The following is a 15,413-nucleotide window of genomic DNA, read 5'->3' as shown; positions in this document are numbered from 1 at the left end:
GCATATTCATTTTCCTTGTATCGGAACCTTTGCTGAGGACTTAACGCCTAATTTATCTCTTTGATAAAAAACTGTATTTACACCACGTGCCCATTACTTAACCTGTAATCATAGTTTGCGCTTTGTTAGTTTGGGTGTAGAGTTTAATGTTTGATATCTCTATCTTTACATTCGCACAGGGCAAGATTATGACGGCAAGATTTCTTAACAACCTGATGCTATATATCGCTATGTCGATTAGCATCCCCAGCGCAGCAGTCGCAGAAACACCTGCACAAGAACCGATGTGGCCGGGCGCAAGTTATGACCCTGCTATACCCACATTTGAAAAGGTATTGGGTTTTTCACCGGGCGAACGTATTTCAAATTATCATCAGATACAACGTTATTTTGAGGCCCTACAAGAAGCAGCACCAGACAGAATTAAGCTGCAACAATACGCCACAAGCTGGGAAGGCAGGGCGTTAATCTATGTCGCAATTGGGAAACCCGAAAATCTTGCTTCACTGGATTCCTATTCAACCCGCATCCAAGCGTTAGCTGACCCGAGAAAGACCAATAAAACACAAGCTCAACAGCTCATTAACATCTTACCTGCTGGTGTATGGCTACAATACGGCGTGCATGGTAATGAAATTAGTAGTACTGACGCGGCCATGTTTTTAGCTTATCACTTGCTTGCTGCTCAAAATGATGCAATTACGCAACAGATTATGGACAACACCATTGTGTTCATCGATCCGCTGCAAAACCCAGATGGCAGAGCACGCTTTACATCCCGTTACTACGCAACCGTTGGCTTGGAACACAGCGGAGACAGACTGAGCGCTGAGCAAAATGAACCTTGGCCAAGAGGACGTTCGAACCATTATCTGTTTGACATGAACAGAGACTGGCTTGCCGCTACCCAGCCAGAAACCAAGGGCAGAATTGCGGCAATTAACACCTTCAAACCGCAGGTTATCGTGGATGTTCACGAGATGGGCGGTGATCAAACTTATTACTTTGCACCGGCAGCTAAGCCTTTCAACCCGCACATGACCGCGACACAAATTGCGAATATGGATGAGATTGGTCGCAATCACGCCAAGCACTTCGATGCGCTGGGTTTTGACTATTTTACCCGGGAAATATTCGATGCATTTTACCCCGGTTATGGCGACAGCTGGCCTACCTTCTATGGGGCATCGGCGTCAACCTATGAAGTTGGCTCAGCAAGGGGGCATGTTTTCCATCGTCGAAATGGAGAGGTACTTACCTACCGAGATACGGTTCAAATGCAATTTGTCGCCTCATTGTCTACTGCAGAAGGTACCGCAATAGGCAGAGAAAAATTACTTAACGACTTCTATCAATACCAGCTTGATGCGATCGAAGAAGGCAAGGACAACGACGCCAGAACCTATATTCTAACCAACGAAAAAAATCGTCATGGTACACACAGGCTAGCCACATTGATGGCTGAGCATGGCGCTGAAGTCAAACTGATGGAGGAGTCTTTTAAAGCGTGCGGCAGGAATTTCAAGGCTGGCAGTTATGTTATCGATACAGCGCAACCCAGAGGAAAATTTGTCACTACCGTGTTTGCCGAACAGGTTGATATGTCTGCTGAGTTTATCGCTGAACAGGAAAGACGGCGAGCGCGTAATTTAGGCGACCAAATTTACGATGTGACTGGCTGGTCATTGCCGATGATGTTCAATGTCGACACCATCGCCTGCGACAAAGCCATTAAGGCGAAAGGAACATTTATTTCACCCAGTCATGCGTTGGCCGCTAATGTGACCAATATGGATGCTAAAGTCGGGTTCATTGTGCCATGGGGCGATATGGCAGCGGGGCGTTTTCTAACGCACGCGCTTCGCGCGGGGATTTCACTTAAAAGTGCTGACGAAGCCTTTGTGTTAGAGGGTAAGCGTACTTATCCAGCCGGCTCATTGATTATCGAGCGCAGTAAAAATAAAGATGATTTAAACCTTAAGATCCAAGCTATCGCTGAAAAAACCGGCGCTATTGTCGAGGGAACAGACTCAAGCTGGGTAACCAAAGGACCCAGCTTTGGCAGTGATAAAACCGTTACAATGAATGCTCCCAAAGTGGCTATTGCTTGGGATACCCCGACCAGTTCGCTAAGTGCAGGCAACACACGTTTTGTGATAGAAAGGCAGCTTGGCTACCCAGTCACGGCCATTCGAGTACCGATTTTGGCTCGAGCCGATCTAAGTGGATACGATGTAATTATTCTGCCTGAGGGCTACTACGGACGAGCGCTAGGTCAAGCTGGTGCCGATAACTTGCAAGATTGGGTAAGCAAAGGTGGGGTGCTCATCGCTTTAGGTAGTGCTAACCGCTTTTTAGCCGACGAAGAGTATGCTCTGCTTGACGTAAAACGTGAATTAGCGCATAGAAACGACGATGACAACAAAGCACCTGATGATGCAGAAAGTGATGATAACAAGGTGGAAGGTCAGTTGTTTACCAGTAAAGATGACTTATCCAATGCGATTATTGAAGCTGAAACATCACCTAGCTTCGTTGCGGGTGTTTTGGCTAATGTTGAGGTTGATCAAGAACACTGGCTTACCGCTGGTGTTGACGAAAACCTCGTCACTGTCGCTTATGGCAGTGATATCTACACACCGATAAAGCTAGATTCTGGCAAAAACCTGGTCTGGTTTTCCGGCCCGGAAGACGTGTTGGCCAGCGGTTACTTATGGGCAGAAAACAAAGCGCAATTAGCCTATAAGCCGGTGTTAATTCACCAGCCAATGGGGCGCGGCATGGTAATTGGCTATACCCAGTCTCCTACATTCAGAGCGTACCTGGAAGGCATGAATGTTTTACTGACCAACAGTATTTTTAGAGCAAGCGCCCATACCAAGAATTAATGCCGCAAGGGCGGGTGTACCAGCATCCGCCTTACTCCTCTCTGATGGCCCCTGTCTTGAAAAAGTAAGCGTAACCATCTGTAAGCTAAAATAAAAATCATTCTGGTTTTGGCGAAATCCACAGAAGTGTACTAGCTTTAAAGTGTGTGTTTTTTAACTAAACTCTACAAAGAGAGTGTGCGCTTATGAAGAAATTTTGCAGTTTCTGTTTTATTTTTATAACTGCTGTCGCATCAGCCGATGTCGCGGTAATAGTCAACCCGTCTAATGCCAGTGCTCTGACAGATAAAGATATTCAAAGGATTTTTCTTGGCAAGGCAAAGTCCTTTCCCGATGGCGGTAACGCAGCACCTGTCAACATAGTGACAGCAGACCCCCTGCGCGAGGAATTTGATGACAAAGTCCTTGGTAGAAGCTCCAGTCAGGTGACTGCCTATTGGTCAAAATTGGTGTTTACAGGTAAAGGCGTGCCACCCAGTGAAGTGAACGATGCATCCGCGGTGATCGCCGAAGTTACGAGTAAACCGAATGCCATCGGCTATGTCGACGTCGCCGCTGTTACTGATGCAGTTAAAGTGGTAGCCACATTTTAAGGAAAACCAGTATGAAAAATTTGTATTTAGCGACCGGGTTAGCAATGGCATTAGTGCAGCCAGCCAGCGCAGAAGTGAGAATCAATGGCTTCGCAAATTTAGTAGGCGGTATTACCAGCAGTGATGACAGCCTGTACGGTTTTAGCGACGAAATAGACTTCAGCGAACAAAGCTTGTTTGCACTTCAGGTAAGCAGTAATGTCAGCGACAAGTTAACGGCCACAGCCCAATTACTGGCTAGGGGTAACGAGGATTTTGATGTTGAATTTGAATGGGCTTACCTCAGCTATCAGGTGAATGACAAAGTAGCAATAACCGCAGGACGGGTTCGCACTCCATTGTTTCGCTATTCGGCATCCTTAGATGTGGGGTATTCTCAACACTGGATCTCTGCACCAAATGGTATGTATAACGTCCCTGCCAACAACCTTGACGGCATTCGAATCGACTACTCAACGTTTCAGGGCGATTGGGAGATTTATTTACAGGGCGCCTACGGCACGTTTAGTAACCCCGTATTTGGCGGTGATTTTGAAGGAAAAAATACGTTCGTTTTGACAGCCGAAGCCACCTACGACTGGTTTAAGGTGCGAGGTGTATATGGTGTCGCCAAAAGCACGTTGAGCGGCATTGCAGAGGCAGAAGCGGCGTTACAGGCAATATCTACGGCGTCTCAACCGTTGGCGGAATATCTCAGGCTGGACGATGACACCAGTACATTTTCTGGCGTGGGCATTGATATAGACCATTTCACCTGGTTCATTGGGTCAGAGTACACCCTCATCGACATTGAAGATTCTTTTTTCTCGGAGCAAACAGCCTTCTATGTAACAGCAGGGATAAGACGGGGTAAATGGACACCGGCTGTAACGTATGAAACTTTTGATTCGAACAACGATATCAAAGGCCTTAGTTTTTTAACGCCGTTCCCGGCCCCGGTTCAACAGGCTTTGTTGCCAGCTGTAGCGGGAGTACAAGTTGTTAATATGAGTGAGTACGACATTTTATCTGCCTCTGTGCGTTATGACCTTGAAGCAAATATCGCGTTAAAAGCAGAACTGACTAAACGAAACGATGACTTGGATAGTCAAGGTGATGCGACCTTGCTGAGATTCGCCGTGAATTATGTTTTTTAGTAAGTAAGCGAAAGCCTGCTTCAAGCAGGCTTTTTAATCAGTGGTGTAATAACTGTGTTGCAGAAAAATGGTACTGCTTAAGTGCAGGAGTATAGCACTTGCTGTATTTTTTAAAGTCAATATGTTGCCACTTTTCCTGAGTTAGAAATGCAGCGTACCGGTCAATATTGTCACGGGTCAATGCTTCCAGTTGTGTATTAAACTTCACACCGATATCCTCAACAAAATCAATACCGTTGAGGTAATCGACAAGCATAATCAATGCCCACGCCCCTTCAGCAAAATGACCGCCATAACTGAGCACCACCTGCTCCTTTTGCATCATATCCACGACGTCTTTAGACCAGTCAAATGTGCCAATGCGCATACTCTCTCGTCGAGCGGCACTGATATTCTGCAACGCAATAAAAGCCCCTTTTGCAATATCTGGCCCAGCTGTCCAAATGGTATCGATATCGGGTAATCGTTCTAAGGCTTTATCAACGACCATCCGACTGTTCTCTGGCGTCCAGTCGGTAGAAAAACTGGGCATAATGGTAAAGCCAACGGCATCAGCGGCCGCCAAATAACCCGCTTTACGATTGTTGCTCACCGCAGACTGTAAAGCCCCTGCAATAGCAACCAAGGCTGCTCGTTCGCCTGGCTGTCTATTTAATTGAACGGCAAGATCATAGCCCCCCTGATAGTCATCCGGTGCCATGTGTCCCAACCACTGAGCATATCGTTGGCGAGGTAATTGTAACGCTGCCCAGGTTGGCTCATCGAGGCTAGTATTGACGGAAAAAAATGGCACTTGATACTGTTCGAACAGCGTTAGCAAATTTGCTTCGCCTTTGGCATAGAAGATACCAATAGCAGCATCAGGCTTGTTGTCTGAGTCAAGGTGACGTTTTACCAAGTCTAAATAAGCAATTCTATGACGGTATTCTTCCTCTATCGCCACACTAATCAGATTAATCCCAAGACTTTTTGCTGCTGCTTCAGTGACTTGTTGGTGAAGATGCCAAAATGATTCATCGTGATTGTTCACGTAAAAATACAGAATATTAATTTTTTTGTTGTCGTGAGCCGGCATGATATTGCATTGTTGACTCGACCCGTTAGCCAATACCTCTGTCGGCAGAATCAGGCCTATCGCGACAATAACAGAGCTTAAAAAACTACGAATTCCAATCATAAATTATTGCATTCCTTAACAGTAGTTCATTAAAAACTAACATTTGCTAGCTGTTAGCATAGTGTAACAACTAGCAAAGCAGAAAGTTTTTGTATAAGAAACACACAATCTGATTCGAATAGGGCGACATTTATGTTTACGCCCTGCCCGCTGTTACTCTGGTTTTAGATGCCTGTCAAAGAAACGCGTGATCGTGTGGGCTAAATGAACCTGCGTATTTTTGCCCCGCAGAGAGTGTTTTTTACCTGGATAATCCATCACTTCAAAGAGTTTTGCGTTGTCCTGCAGGTGTTTGTACAACATAGTGCTATGCGTAAACAACACATTGTCATCTGCCATACCATGATAAATAAGCAAATCACCTTTGAGATTTTTGGCATAGGGAAAGACTGAAGACGCGGTGTAGGCCTCGTCCACCTCAGTGGGGTTACCCATATAACGCTCGGTGTAGTGAGTATCATAGAGCCTCCAGTCCGTTACAGGGGCGCCTGAAACACCTGCCTGAAAATAGTCACTGGCACGGAACATGGTCATGATCGCCATGTAGCCACCATAACTGTGTCCGTAAACTCCGATGCGTTCACTATCGACAAAGGGTAAGGTACGAAGAAATTTTACGCCCGTCACCTGGTCCTCAACCTCAACATGTCCCATTTTTTGATAGATGTGATCTTCAAATGCTTTTCCTCGATAATGTGAGCCTCGGTTATCCAGCGTGAATACCACATAGCCTTTACTCACCCAGTGCTGAACAAGTAAGCCTCGTCGCCCCCAACTATTCGTTACCATTTGTCCGACCAATGGGCCACCATATAAATAGACGATCACAGGCCGCTTTGTGGATATATCGGCCGGGGTGTACAGCCGATAGTGTAAAGGCGTTCCGTCATCGGCGTTAATAGTGCCAAATGTGGGTGCAATCCAGCTATCCTGATAGGCATGCAGCGGATGTTGTTCGTTGATCTCATTCTGCTCCAGCCAGGTTACCCTTTCGCCATTGGCATTGTGAACGCTCACTTGTGGCGGTGTATTGGCCGTTGAAAAGGTATCAACATAAATCGATGCATCGTGACTAAAGGTTACACTGTGCATACCTTCGCGTTGACTGACACGAGTGACAGGGCCGCCCGCGAGTGGCACCCTATATAAATGACGTTCTATGGGTGTGTCTTTTCGACCACTGAAATAAAGGAGGCCAGCGTTTTCATCAATTGCTTCGACCTTGTCGACCACCCAATTACCCGCAGTGAGTTGCCTCTCTATCACGCCATTTGAGTTGTACAGGTATAGGTGTTTGAACCCATCTCTCTCCGACGCCCAAACAAACTGCTTGCCATTGGATAGGAAGGTCAAATCGTCATTGAGATTCAACCAGGTTTTGCTTTGCTCAGTGATCAGTACGTTTTGCGCTAAATCGGCAACATTAACCGCTCGAAGCTCCAATGTTTGCTGATTTCGGCTTTGCCATTGATAGGTGAGCATTTCGCTACCTGGATGCCAATTTACACGAGCGAGATACATGTCCTTCTCTTCACCCATATCCACCCAGCGTATTTGTTTATCCGATAGAGCGAGCACGCCCAATTCAATCAATACATTGGGTGTACCCGCCTTGGGGTAACGCTGGGTTATGGTTTTTATGTCGTCTGCATAAATCTCTGAGCGGGTGATTTCTATCACAGGAGATTCATCGACCTTTGTGAGCGCAATATGTGTTTCATCGGGCGACCACCAATAACCGGTCATGCGCCCCATTTCTTCCTGCGCAACAAACTCAGCCATGCCAAATTTAATGGCACCACCGCCCTCCTTCGTGAGCTGATTTTCCTCACCACTTCTGATGTCTAAGATAAACAGATTCTGGTTTCGAATATAAGATAAATAATTACCTTTGGGCGAGAGTCGCACATCGGTTTCAAATTCGGGCGTATCAAGCAGCTTTTGTGCTTTCTTATTGCCCAGCTTAAAATAATAAGCATCGCCACCTAGAGGGAATAGCAGCGCCTGCCCGTCCTGAGACCACTGATAGCTCATGATCCCACTGCCAAACACACGCATCCGCTCGCGGCGCGCTTTTTCCTCATCCGACAGCACTTCTTCCCCGCTGTGCAAATCGTTGGAGTCAAACAACATTCGGGTGGTTTTACTCTCTAGGTGATATTCCCACAAGTCATAACGCTCGTAGTCATCCTGTTTACCTTGGATAAAGGTGACTCGCTTACCATCGGGCGACAGAGCGACCGCTTGTGGTGACTTGCCTGACAGTGACGGTGAATCGTATATGCGTTCTATGCTGAGTTGTTCGGCCTGTGCAGAACCGAACGCCATGGCACAAAGTAAAAGAATTTTTTTCATGTTTTTTAGTTATTTGATGAATGCTGGGCCAGTGTATTACGAATAGTGGGAGAGTGACAGCGTCAGTTTTAACCTGGCGCTGGCAAAGTTTAATGACATATGGAACAGACGAAGTGAGTTGTCTTTCAGCGCGGGCTTGGCTACTTTATGTACACGACGCGTAAGAAGTCGTCACTAGTGCGGGAGCCACAATGAGTAAAAAAATAACCATTAATAATCAAAGTTACGACATCGACGTTCCAGAGAACATGCCACTCTTGTGGTTTTTGAGGGATCGTCTCGAATTCACCGGCACAAAATTCGGCTGTGGAAAAGGACTCTGTGGCGCTTGTACCGTGCATGTAGACGGTCAAGCTACCCGGTCTTGTGTGATGCCGGTAGGTGCACTGGCTGGCCGTAATGTGACCACCATTGAGGGCTTGTCTGATAATGCTGATCACCCGCTGCAAAAAGCGTGGTTAGAGGTGGGCGTACCTCAATGCGGTTATTGTCAGGCTGGACAGATTATGAATGCCGCCAGCTTACTCGCAAACAATACGTCGCCATCAGATCAGGATATCGACAATGCGATGCAAGGCAACATTTGCCGTTGTGGTACCTATCAACGAATTAAAAAGGCCATCAACATTGCCGCTTATGAACTTGCCAAGGAGGTATCCTGATGCGCCCTGATATCGAAGCGCTGCTAACGGCAGAACGTGCCAAACAAGACTCTCAAGCTAAGGCTTCCTCTTTTTCGCTGAATGTCGACAGGAGGCAGTTTCTTAAAGTATCAGCCCTGGCCTCAGGCGGATTATTTATTGGATTTTCTGCTGCACATGCAACGCAGTCTGCATCGAGAGCATCGGAATTTAACCCCAACGCATTTATTCATTTGCAGGAAAACGGTGACCTGCTGATTTACAGTGGTCGTTGTGAAATGGGTCAAGGGATTAGTACCGCACTGCCTTCGGTCGTGGCCGATGAGATGGAAGCTGACTGGTCATTTGTCAGGGTGGAACAAGCAGAAGGTAATGAAGAAAAGTTTGGTTCTCAGGCGACCGGCGGCTCGGCCAGTATTCGCACTATGTATGAACCTATGCGTCAAGCAGGCGCTGCTGCGCGTGAAATGCTAGTGGCTGCTGCAGCGAAAGTGTGGAACACCACAACGGATAACTGTTATGCACAGCAGCATCATGTTTTTAATAAAACAAATGGTAAAAAACTCGGGTATGGCGAACTCGCACCTATTGCAGCCACACTGCCTGTGCCAGAGGCGCCAACCTTAAAATCCAAGTCAGATTTTAATTATATTGGCAAAGCGCTACCGCGACACGATGTCGGTATGGTGATAGAAGGTAAGCGCACATACGGCGTTGATGTAAAAGTACCAGGAATGCAATATGCAGCAATTGTTCACTGTCCGGTAATGGGGGGTACTTTAAAATCACTGGACAAGACTGACGCATTAAAAGTTCAAGGCGTAACGGCCGTAGTAGAGGTTGCCCCACTTAAAGTACCGTTTGGCTCTCTAGGCGGTGTAGCGGTAGTCGCAAATAACTCTTGGTCCGCGCAACAAGGTGTTGAGAAACTCAAGGTTGAATGGGACAGAGGTGAGCATGGTAGCTATGACACCGACGTATATATGCAGGAGCTAGTTCGCAATGTTGAAAAGCCCGCAGAAAAAATCGCCGAACGCGGTGATCTTGAGCGAGCTTTTAAAGACGCTAAACACACAGTGTCTGCAACCTATACAGAAGGCCACCTGGTGCATGCACCTATGGAACCTAACGCGAGTGTTGTAGCGGTTCACGACGGGCACTGTGAAGTGTGGGCGTCAACTCAAAGCCCAGATGACATTCAATCTGTGTTGTCTGGCTTCCTGGGTATAGATAAGAAAAATGTCAAAGTGAATGTCATGATTTGCGGTGGTGCGTTTGGTCGCAAGTTCAAGTGCGACTATGTACAGGAAGCTGCAGCCATCTCAAAAGCAGTAGGTACACCTATCCAGCTCACTTGGACTCGGGAAGAAGACACCCGGACAGGCTACTACCACTCGAACAGTGCTCAACATATTGAGGCATCATTGGACGAAAATGGTGAGGTTACGGGTTGGCTTCACCGTGTAGCCTTTCCTTCTATCAATACCTTGTTCAATCCAGCAATACAGTTTGCACCGGCAAATGCCGTCAGTGAAATCGAAACGCACCCCTTTGGCATTGCAAATCTTCGCAGTGAATCTGGATTGGCACCGGCCCATACCCGTATAGGTTGGTATCGTGCGGTATATGCGATTTTCTGGGGCTTTGGATACGGTGTATTTGCTGATGAATTAGCGCAAAAAGCAGGTGTTGACACTGTCACCATGCTCAATCGACTCTACGATGGCAATACTAATCCTGAACAGGCTGAACAAGTGGCCCGTTCTAAAGCAGTGCTTGCGCTCGCAGCTGAAAAATCGGGTTTTGGCAAAAAACTGCCCAAAGGTGAAGGTATTGGTATTGCAGTGCATTACAGCTTTCAAACTTATGTTGCCATGGCCGTTCATGTCCGCATGAAAGGTGATGATTTTGAAGTCGTACGAGTTGACTCAGCGGTCGACTGTGGTCAGGTACTCAATAAAGATGGTGCCACTGCGCAACAAGAAGGCGCGGTTGCTATGGGCATCTCACTGTCGAAGTACTGTGAAATCAAATTTAAAGACGGTGCCGTAGTAAACGGAAACTTCAATGATTATCCTGTAATGCGAATTGCAGACATGCCCGAGGTTCACGTGCACTTTGTTGAATCTGACGCCAGTCCAACAGGCTTGGGTGAGCCAGGCATGGCCCCATTTGCGCCAGCATTAAGTAATGCTCTTTATCAGGCTTCAGGTAAACGGCATCGCAGTTTACCTATCCAGCCTCTGCGCACGTAGCGCAAGACCAAACGTAAAGAGGGCAGCAGAACGCTGCTCTTTCTTTATTTGCCAAGTACTCATTTGCCGCTTATCTTTACAATAGGCAAAATATTGTTACTCCTTCAATCATACAGGAAGTTAAATCGTGGCAATAACTATTACCAGTAATGAAAAACAAATACTGCAGTCGGTCACCATTCCACCGCGCCCTGAAGCATTATTAAAAGTATCAGAAGAAGCGAAAAAGCCTGAACCCGATCTAGCCATGATAGCCCGTATCATTTCCTCTGACATCAGTATTTCTGCAGCCGTACTTCAGGTGGTAAATTCCGCAGCATTTCGCAGAATGAAGGAAATCGAATCGATACAACAAGCGGTAATGACACTCGGACAAAAACGGGTATTACCTCTGACAAAATCAGTTGCACTTAAAAGTGCCATGGGGCAATCAGACAAGCTTGCCAGCTTTTGGGAAGAAGCCAGTACAGTAGCCGCTAGCGCGTCTATTATTTCGCGCTTAATCAATAAGCTAGCCTTGGTCGACAATGCTTACATGCTCGGCTTATTTCACAATGCAGGCATTCCAATTATGATGCTGAAATACGACGATTTTGATGCCATCCTACAAGTAGCGAAGGAGAGCGGCTGAAGCAGAACGTCAACGTTACGGAACGTCACATCCCACCATTAGTGCCCTACTTGGCCAGCAATGGAAATTGCCAGCGGTAATGACAGAGGTCATCTATTATCAACTCGATACAGACGGTTTATTCGACTCCGGAGAGCTTTCTGACGTGGGCCTGGACTTACTATGCATCCTAAAACTGGCCAGATATGTTAGCTTTTTAAAGTCGCAACCAGAAGCGCAAAGCAATGAATGGCTTACTGTGCAGGATGATATTCTTGGTCGCCTCAACATGGATGAACAAGACCTAGAAAATATGTGTGAACAGACCTTAGAGGAACTTTCAGAACAATAAACCTAATGACACCAAAAACACCTTTATTTATTGCTAGCTTTATTCGCTGCATGAATAGCTAAACCTTCGACCACCGAGTTGAACGCATCGCCCTCCAAAAGCGGCAAGTTACTCGGCAAGTTATCCTGAATAGCCTGTCGAACTATAGGCGATAAGCTCATGCCACCCGTAATAAAAAGCTGCTGTGGAGCTTCTCTGCTGGCGTCAACGCATTCATCAACCAGTTTTTTGATACGGCGCAACCAAGATTGCATGGAGCGATTTAAATCACCTGTGTTAATGACAACGTCGTAGTCAGGCTCTATGTAATGTAATGGAAGGGTAATTTCTTCTCTGGACGATAAGAGTTCTTTTGCCATTCTGGAGGAGTTCACCAGACGCGCTGACAGCTTTTCAGCCTGAACCGTGAGTAGCCTCTCCATGGGTTCAGCGTTTTTAACAATTGACATAGTTTGTGCGATATCAAGGCCATAATCATCGGAAAAAAACCGGTTGAGCTTTGGAATATCGTCCACCGCGCACATGTCTGAGTAATAGGTGGGCGGAACAGGAAAACCATTTTGCATAGTCAGTCCCTGGCCCATTGTAGGTGCAATAGACTTAATGATCAGGCTTTTGTCACATTCCATTCCGCCCAGTCGGGTACCCGTTACTGACAATACATCTTGCTGACGATCCCACACATTCTGCTGCTGCGGTGATAATTTAATGCAACAAATATCCGTTGTACCACCGCCAATATCTACCACTAAAACATCGGTAGGTTCAGTCAATGCACGTTCAATTTTGTAAGCCGCAGCAATGGGCTCCTCCAGAAAAGATACTGAGGAGAACCCAGCTTGCGCAGCCGCTTTTTCCATAATGTCTATTGCTTGCGCGTTGCCCTCCTCCCCGCGAGTACCATGGAACCTTACAGGCCTGCCGATGACAGCAGTATCAACGGGTTGCTGTAATTGTTGTTCAGCCGATGCGCGGAAAAACGCAAGTTGTTTTGCAATCATCCCCACGAACGCTTCCTGCTGACCGGCCACCAAGCTGGCACCTAAGAAGTTCTTAGGGGAATAAATAAGTCGACCTTTTTCTGGCGATTTCAGGTAACGCTTAAACCCCTCTTCACCAAACGCAAATCGACCGGTTTCTACAAGCTGCTTTAATGGCAAGTCTTGGACGGTTCGGTCTTTCATTAGGAGTTGTATTGCGCGGCGCTGCAACAAGGGGCGATTGTGAAACTCTGCTCTTAAATTGTCGACTTTGTCACTGTAAAGTTTTTGTTCACGAGGATCACTGGCTTCATAATAGCCTGATTTGGCTTTTTCAATTTGCTGCTGAATTGCCTGCTGTATATGTGAAACTTTGGTTTCAATGACATCTGCTGGTGGCAACGGCAGGTCGTCTTCATAATAGATGAAAACCGAGGAGCGTATTTTATTAGCTTGCTCAATAGCCGGATCGAGCTTAATGAAATGGTGCTTTTCACCGTCAAAATAAGCGACTTCTGAATTAGACGTTCCGTAATCTATACCAATTGCTGCCATGGCATCACTACATCCAAATAAAACAAGAGCCGGATTGTAATGGACAATTTAATACAGCACCAGAAATTGACCGTAATTGACTTACTTTGCTTTCAGGCTGATGGACAGCAGCATTTCATCCAGAACAGATTTTAAGTCTGATAACTTATCTGACGTGATAAATATGCTCATGCTGGAACGAACACTCACAGATTCAGTCCCCGCGTCGAGTGTAAACGTGTTATCAAGTTCATTTTGCACTCTATCAAACAAACGCTTTGCACTGCCTTCGTCGATATTGGGTAGACACAATATAAATTGCTCAGGTGCAAAGCGACCAAGGATATCCGAGTCTCTGGTTACCTTTGTTAGCGTATTAGCAATTTGACTAAGAACAAAATCGCCTTTAGTAGGCCCTACCAAACGATTGATTTCTCTAAAATTGCCCAGATCGAAGATGGCAAGGGCGATAGATTTACCCTGGTCAGGCGCTTCCAAGCGCTCTATGCGTGCGATAGCTGTTTTAGCATTGAGCAAACCTGTGTCTGGATCAATGGCTAGGCGAGCAAGTTGCCGCTTGCGCAAAACAAAGCCAACAATGGTAATCGATGCAATGAAAACAATAATCACGGATATCAGAATGTTGCGCTTGATCTGCTCAGCCTGAATAGCTTGAGATTCCAACGAATGTATTTTGCTATACAAGTTAGCCACACTGAGAATACTCGAAGAATACTGTCTGCGCTGTCTGCGCTCGCTGATACTATTGGCATACGCTTCGAAGGCGGCCTTTGCTTTATCAACATCTTCAAGCACTAGGTACATCTCCACCTCCAGCGCCAGATACTGAATATTGGTCCAAAAGTATCTGTGTTTCTCTGGCCACTTGGCTTTTACGTCAGCCAGATAATCAGAAATACAGCTTTTATCGCCCTCAGCCACACAGGGCACAACCTGATACCACTTGAGCATGGCATCAGTAACAGGACTACTGATTTTTTGTGCAGCCAGCTCCAAATCAGGCAAGACTTGCTTCATTTCGTTAATCTTTCCGGTGCGATAGTAGTAACCCGTTAGCGCATGATAGTAATAGTAGTTGGTCAGCGGTGTGGCCACATTTTGGTTGATAGCCTCAAATTCCAGAATAGCGTCATAAGCTTTGTCAAACTGTCCACTGGCAAAAAGCGACGTAATAGCGCTAATAAGAATGGTGAGCTGATTGCTTCCTGTGTACACCTTTAGCCCCATTTCGTGGGCCTTTAAGTATTGTTCTGCAGCCAGCACATGTTGGTCTAAGGTTCCATAAACCAGCCCAATATTATTGTGGATATGCGCCAGAGCCCCGTAATCTTGTGATGCTGAGTAGCGCTCAAGAATACTGAACATCATCCCCAGTCGCTCAGCCACTTCAATACCGGCAACACAATTTGTGATGATACCTAACGACGCACTTAAATAAACGTCGCTGTGTTTGTCTGCTGACAAAGCCTTGGCGTTCTCATAGTACTCACAACGCTTTGGATCTTCTTTGAAGTCGTAAGTAAACCCAATTTGGTAAATTGCAGAGGCATAGGCATAAGACCGCTTATCTATGCCGTCTTGTGCCGTAAGTTCGTAGAGCATCTTTTGCGCTTGGGATGCCTGCCCCTGGCAAATCATTATTTGCGTTTTTGATGCAATGAGAGCGAATCGCTGTTGAGCAGTCAGCTCGGCTGAATCCAAATACTCTTCTAACTGAGGAAGATAGCCTGAATCCGGGCAATCATACGTGACGGTTTGAACCTGTTGAATAAAATTATCGATTTCTTCAGTAGCCTTAGCTGAAAATGCTGAAAGCCCGAAAAATAATGAAACCACAGGGAGCCAAATCGTTCGCATATTCTTATGTTGCC

At 46.3% G+C, this 15,413-nt stretch carries 11 protein-coding genes; 7 read left to right on the top strand and 4 right to left on the bottom strand.

The annotated features are described in order from the left end of the window. Positions 1 to 188: 188 nt before the first annotated feature. From DRW07_RS01065 to DRW07_RS01055, 3 genes are all read left to right on the top strand, one after another. A complete protein-coding gene (locus DRW07_RS01065; RefSeq protein ID WP_124026037.1) occupies positions 189 to 2,888 on the top strand; it encodes a M14 family metallopeptidase in 2,700 nt (899 codons plus the stop codon). A gap of 185 nt (positions 2,889 to 3,073) precedes the next feature. Continuing rightward, entirely contained in the window at positions 3,074 to 3,481 is a 408-nt protein-coding gene (locus tag DRW07_RS01060) for a type 2 periplasmic-binding domain-containing protein (protein ID WP_124026036.1), read from the top strand. 11 nt (positions 3,482 to 3,492) lie between these two features. Continuing rightward, positions 3,493 to 4,617 carry a topoisomerase IV gene (locus tag DRW07_RS01055; RefSeq protein WP_124026035.1) on the top strand — a complete coding sequence of 375 codons (1,125 nt, stop codon included), beginning with the start codon at positions 3,493 to 3,495 and terminating at the stop codon, positions 4,615 to 4,617. A gap of 37 nt (positions 4,618 to 4,654) precedes the next feature. Here DRW07_RS01055 and DRW07_RS01050 read toward each other — a convergent pair whose 3' ends face one another. Both DRW07_RS01050 and DRW07_RS01045 read right to left on the bottom strand, forming a co-directional pair. Further along, a complete protein-coding gene (locus DRW07_RS01050; RefSeq protein ID WP_124026034.1) occupies positions 4,655 to 5,794 on the bottom strand; it encodes an ABC transporter substrate-binding protein in 1,140 nt (379 codons plus the stop codon). Between the two features lie 153 nt (positions 5,795 to 5,947). Next, positions 5,948 to 8,149, bottom strand: coding sequence for a S9 family peptidase (locus DRW07_RS01045; RefSeq protein WP_124026033.1), 2,202 nt, complete (start codon positions 8,147 to 8,149; stop codon positions 5,948 to 5,950). A 191-nt stretch (positions 8,150 to 8,340) separates the two neighbouring features. On the opposite strand from DRW07_RS01045, the gene DRW07_RS01040 reads away from it, so the two are divergent. The 4 genes from DRW07_RS01040 to DRW07_RS18390 all read left to right on the top strand — a co-directional run bounded on the left by DRW07_RS01040 (position 8,341) and on the right by DRW07_RS18390 (position 12,007). Next, positions 8,341 to 8,811, top strand: coding sequence for a (2Fe-2S)-binding protein (locus DRW07_RS01040; RefSeq protein ID WP_124026032.1), 471 nt, complete (start codon positions 8,341 to 8,343; stop codon positions 8,809 to 8,811). Next, on the top strand, positions 8,811 to 11,045 hold the full coding sequence (locus tag DRW07_RS01035; RefSeq protein WP_124026031.1) for a xanthine dehydrogenase family protein molybdopterin-binding subunit: 2,235 nt from the start codon (positions 8,811 to 8,813) through the stop codon (positions 11,043 to 11,045). The genes DRW07_RS01040 and DRW07_RS01035 overlap by 1 nt, the downstream gene beginning before the upstream one ends. A gap of 127 nt (positions 11,046 to 11,172) precedes the next feature. Further along, on the top strand, positions 11,173 to 11,676 hold the full coding sequence (locus DRW07_RS18395) for an HDOD domain-containing protein (protein ID WP_240630470.1): 504 nt from the start codon (positions 11,173 to 11,175) through the stop codon (positions 11,674 to 11,676). Between the two features lie 79 nt (positions 11,677 to 11,755). Beyond that, a complete protein-coding gene (locus DRW07_RS18390; RefSeq protein ID WP_240630469.1) occupies positions 11,756 to 12,007 on the top strand; it encodes a hypothetical protein in 252 nt (83 codons plus the stop codon). A 23-nt stretch (positions 12,008 to 12,030) separates the two neighbouring features. On the opposite strand, the gene DRW07_RS01025 is transcribed toward DRW07_RS18390, so the two are convergent. Next, entirely contained in the window at positions 12,031 to 13,542 is a 1,512-nt protein-coding gene (locus DRW07_RS01025; RefSeq protein ID WP_124026030.1) for an Hsp70 family protein, read from the bottom strand. A gap of 81 nt (positions 13,543 to 13,623) precedes the next feature. Further along, positions 13,624 to 15,399, bottom strand: a complete 1,776-nt coding sequence (locus DRW07_RS01020) for a GGDEF domain-containing protein (RefSeq protein WP_124026029.1) — start codon at positions 15,397 to 15,399, stop codon at positions 13,624 to 13,626. Positions 15,400 to 15,413: the final 14 nt, after the last annotated feature.

This window comes from Paralteromonas sediminis (assembly GCF_003820355.1).
In the GTDB taxonomy this organism is placed as follows: Bacteria; Pseudomonadota; Gammaproteobacteria; order Enterobacterales; family Alteromonadaceae; genus Alteromonas_F; species Alteromonas_F sediminis.
This window is presented reverse-complemented; position numbering and strand designations above follow the sequence as displayed.

Excerpts from the sequence above, each read along its gene's own strand:
- DRW07_RS01065 (WP_124026037.1), top strand. The coding sequence starts at position 189 with ATGACGGCAAGATTTCTTAACAACCTGATGCTATATATCGCTATGTCG.
- DRW07_RS01060 (WP_124026036.1), top strand. The coding sequence starts at position 3,074 with ATGAAGAAATTTTGCAGTTTCTGTTTTATTTTTATAACTGCTGTCGCA.
- DRW07_RS01055 (WP_124026035.1), top strand. The coding sequence starts at position 3,493 with ATGAAAAATTTGTATTTAGCGACCGGGTTAGCAATGGCATTAGTGCAG.
- DRW07_RS01050 (WP_124026034.1), bottom strand. The coding sequence starts at position 5,794 with ATGATTGGAATTCGTAGTTTTTTAAGCTCTGTTATTGTCGCGATAGGC.
- DRW07_RS01045 (WP_124026033.1), bottom strand. The coding sequence starts at position 8,149 with ATGAAAAAAATTCTTTTACTTTGTGCCATGGCGTTCGGTTCTGCACAG.
- DRW07_RS01040 (WP_124026032.1), top strand. The coding sequence starts at position 8,341 with ATGAGTAAAAAAATAACCATTAATAATCAAAGTTACGACATCGACGTT.
- DRW07_RS01035 (WP_124026031.1), top strand. The coding sequence starts at position 8,811 with ATGCGCCCTGATATCGAAGCGCTGCTAACGGCAGAACGTGCCAAACAA.
- DRW07_RS18390 (WP_240630469.1), top strand. The coding sequence starts at position 11,756 with ATGACAGAGGTCATCTATTATCAACTCGATACAGACGGTTTATTCGAC.
- DRW07_RS01025 (WP_124026030.1), bottom strand. The coding sequence starts at position 13,542 with ATGGCAGCAATTGGTATAGATTACGGAACGTCTAATTCAGAAGTCGCT.
- DRW07_RS01020 (WP_124026029.1), bottom strand. The coding sequence starts at position 15,399 with ATGCGAACGATTTGGCTCCCTGTGGTTTCATTATTTTTCGGGCTTTCA.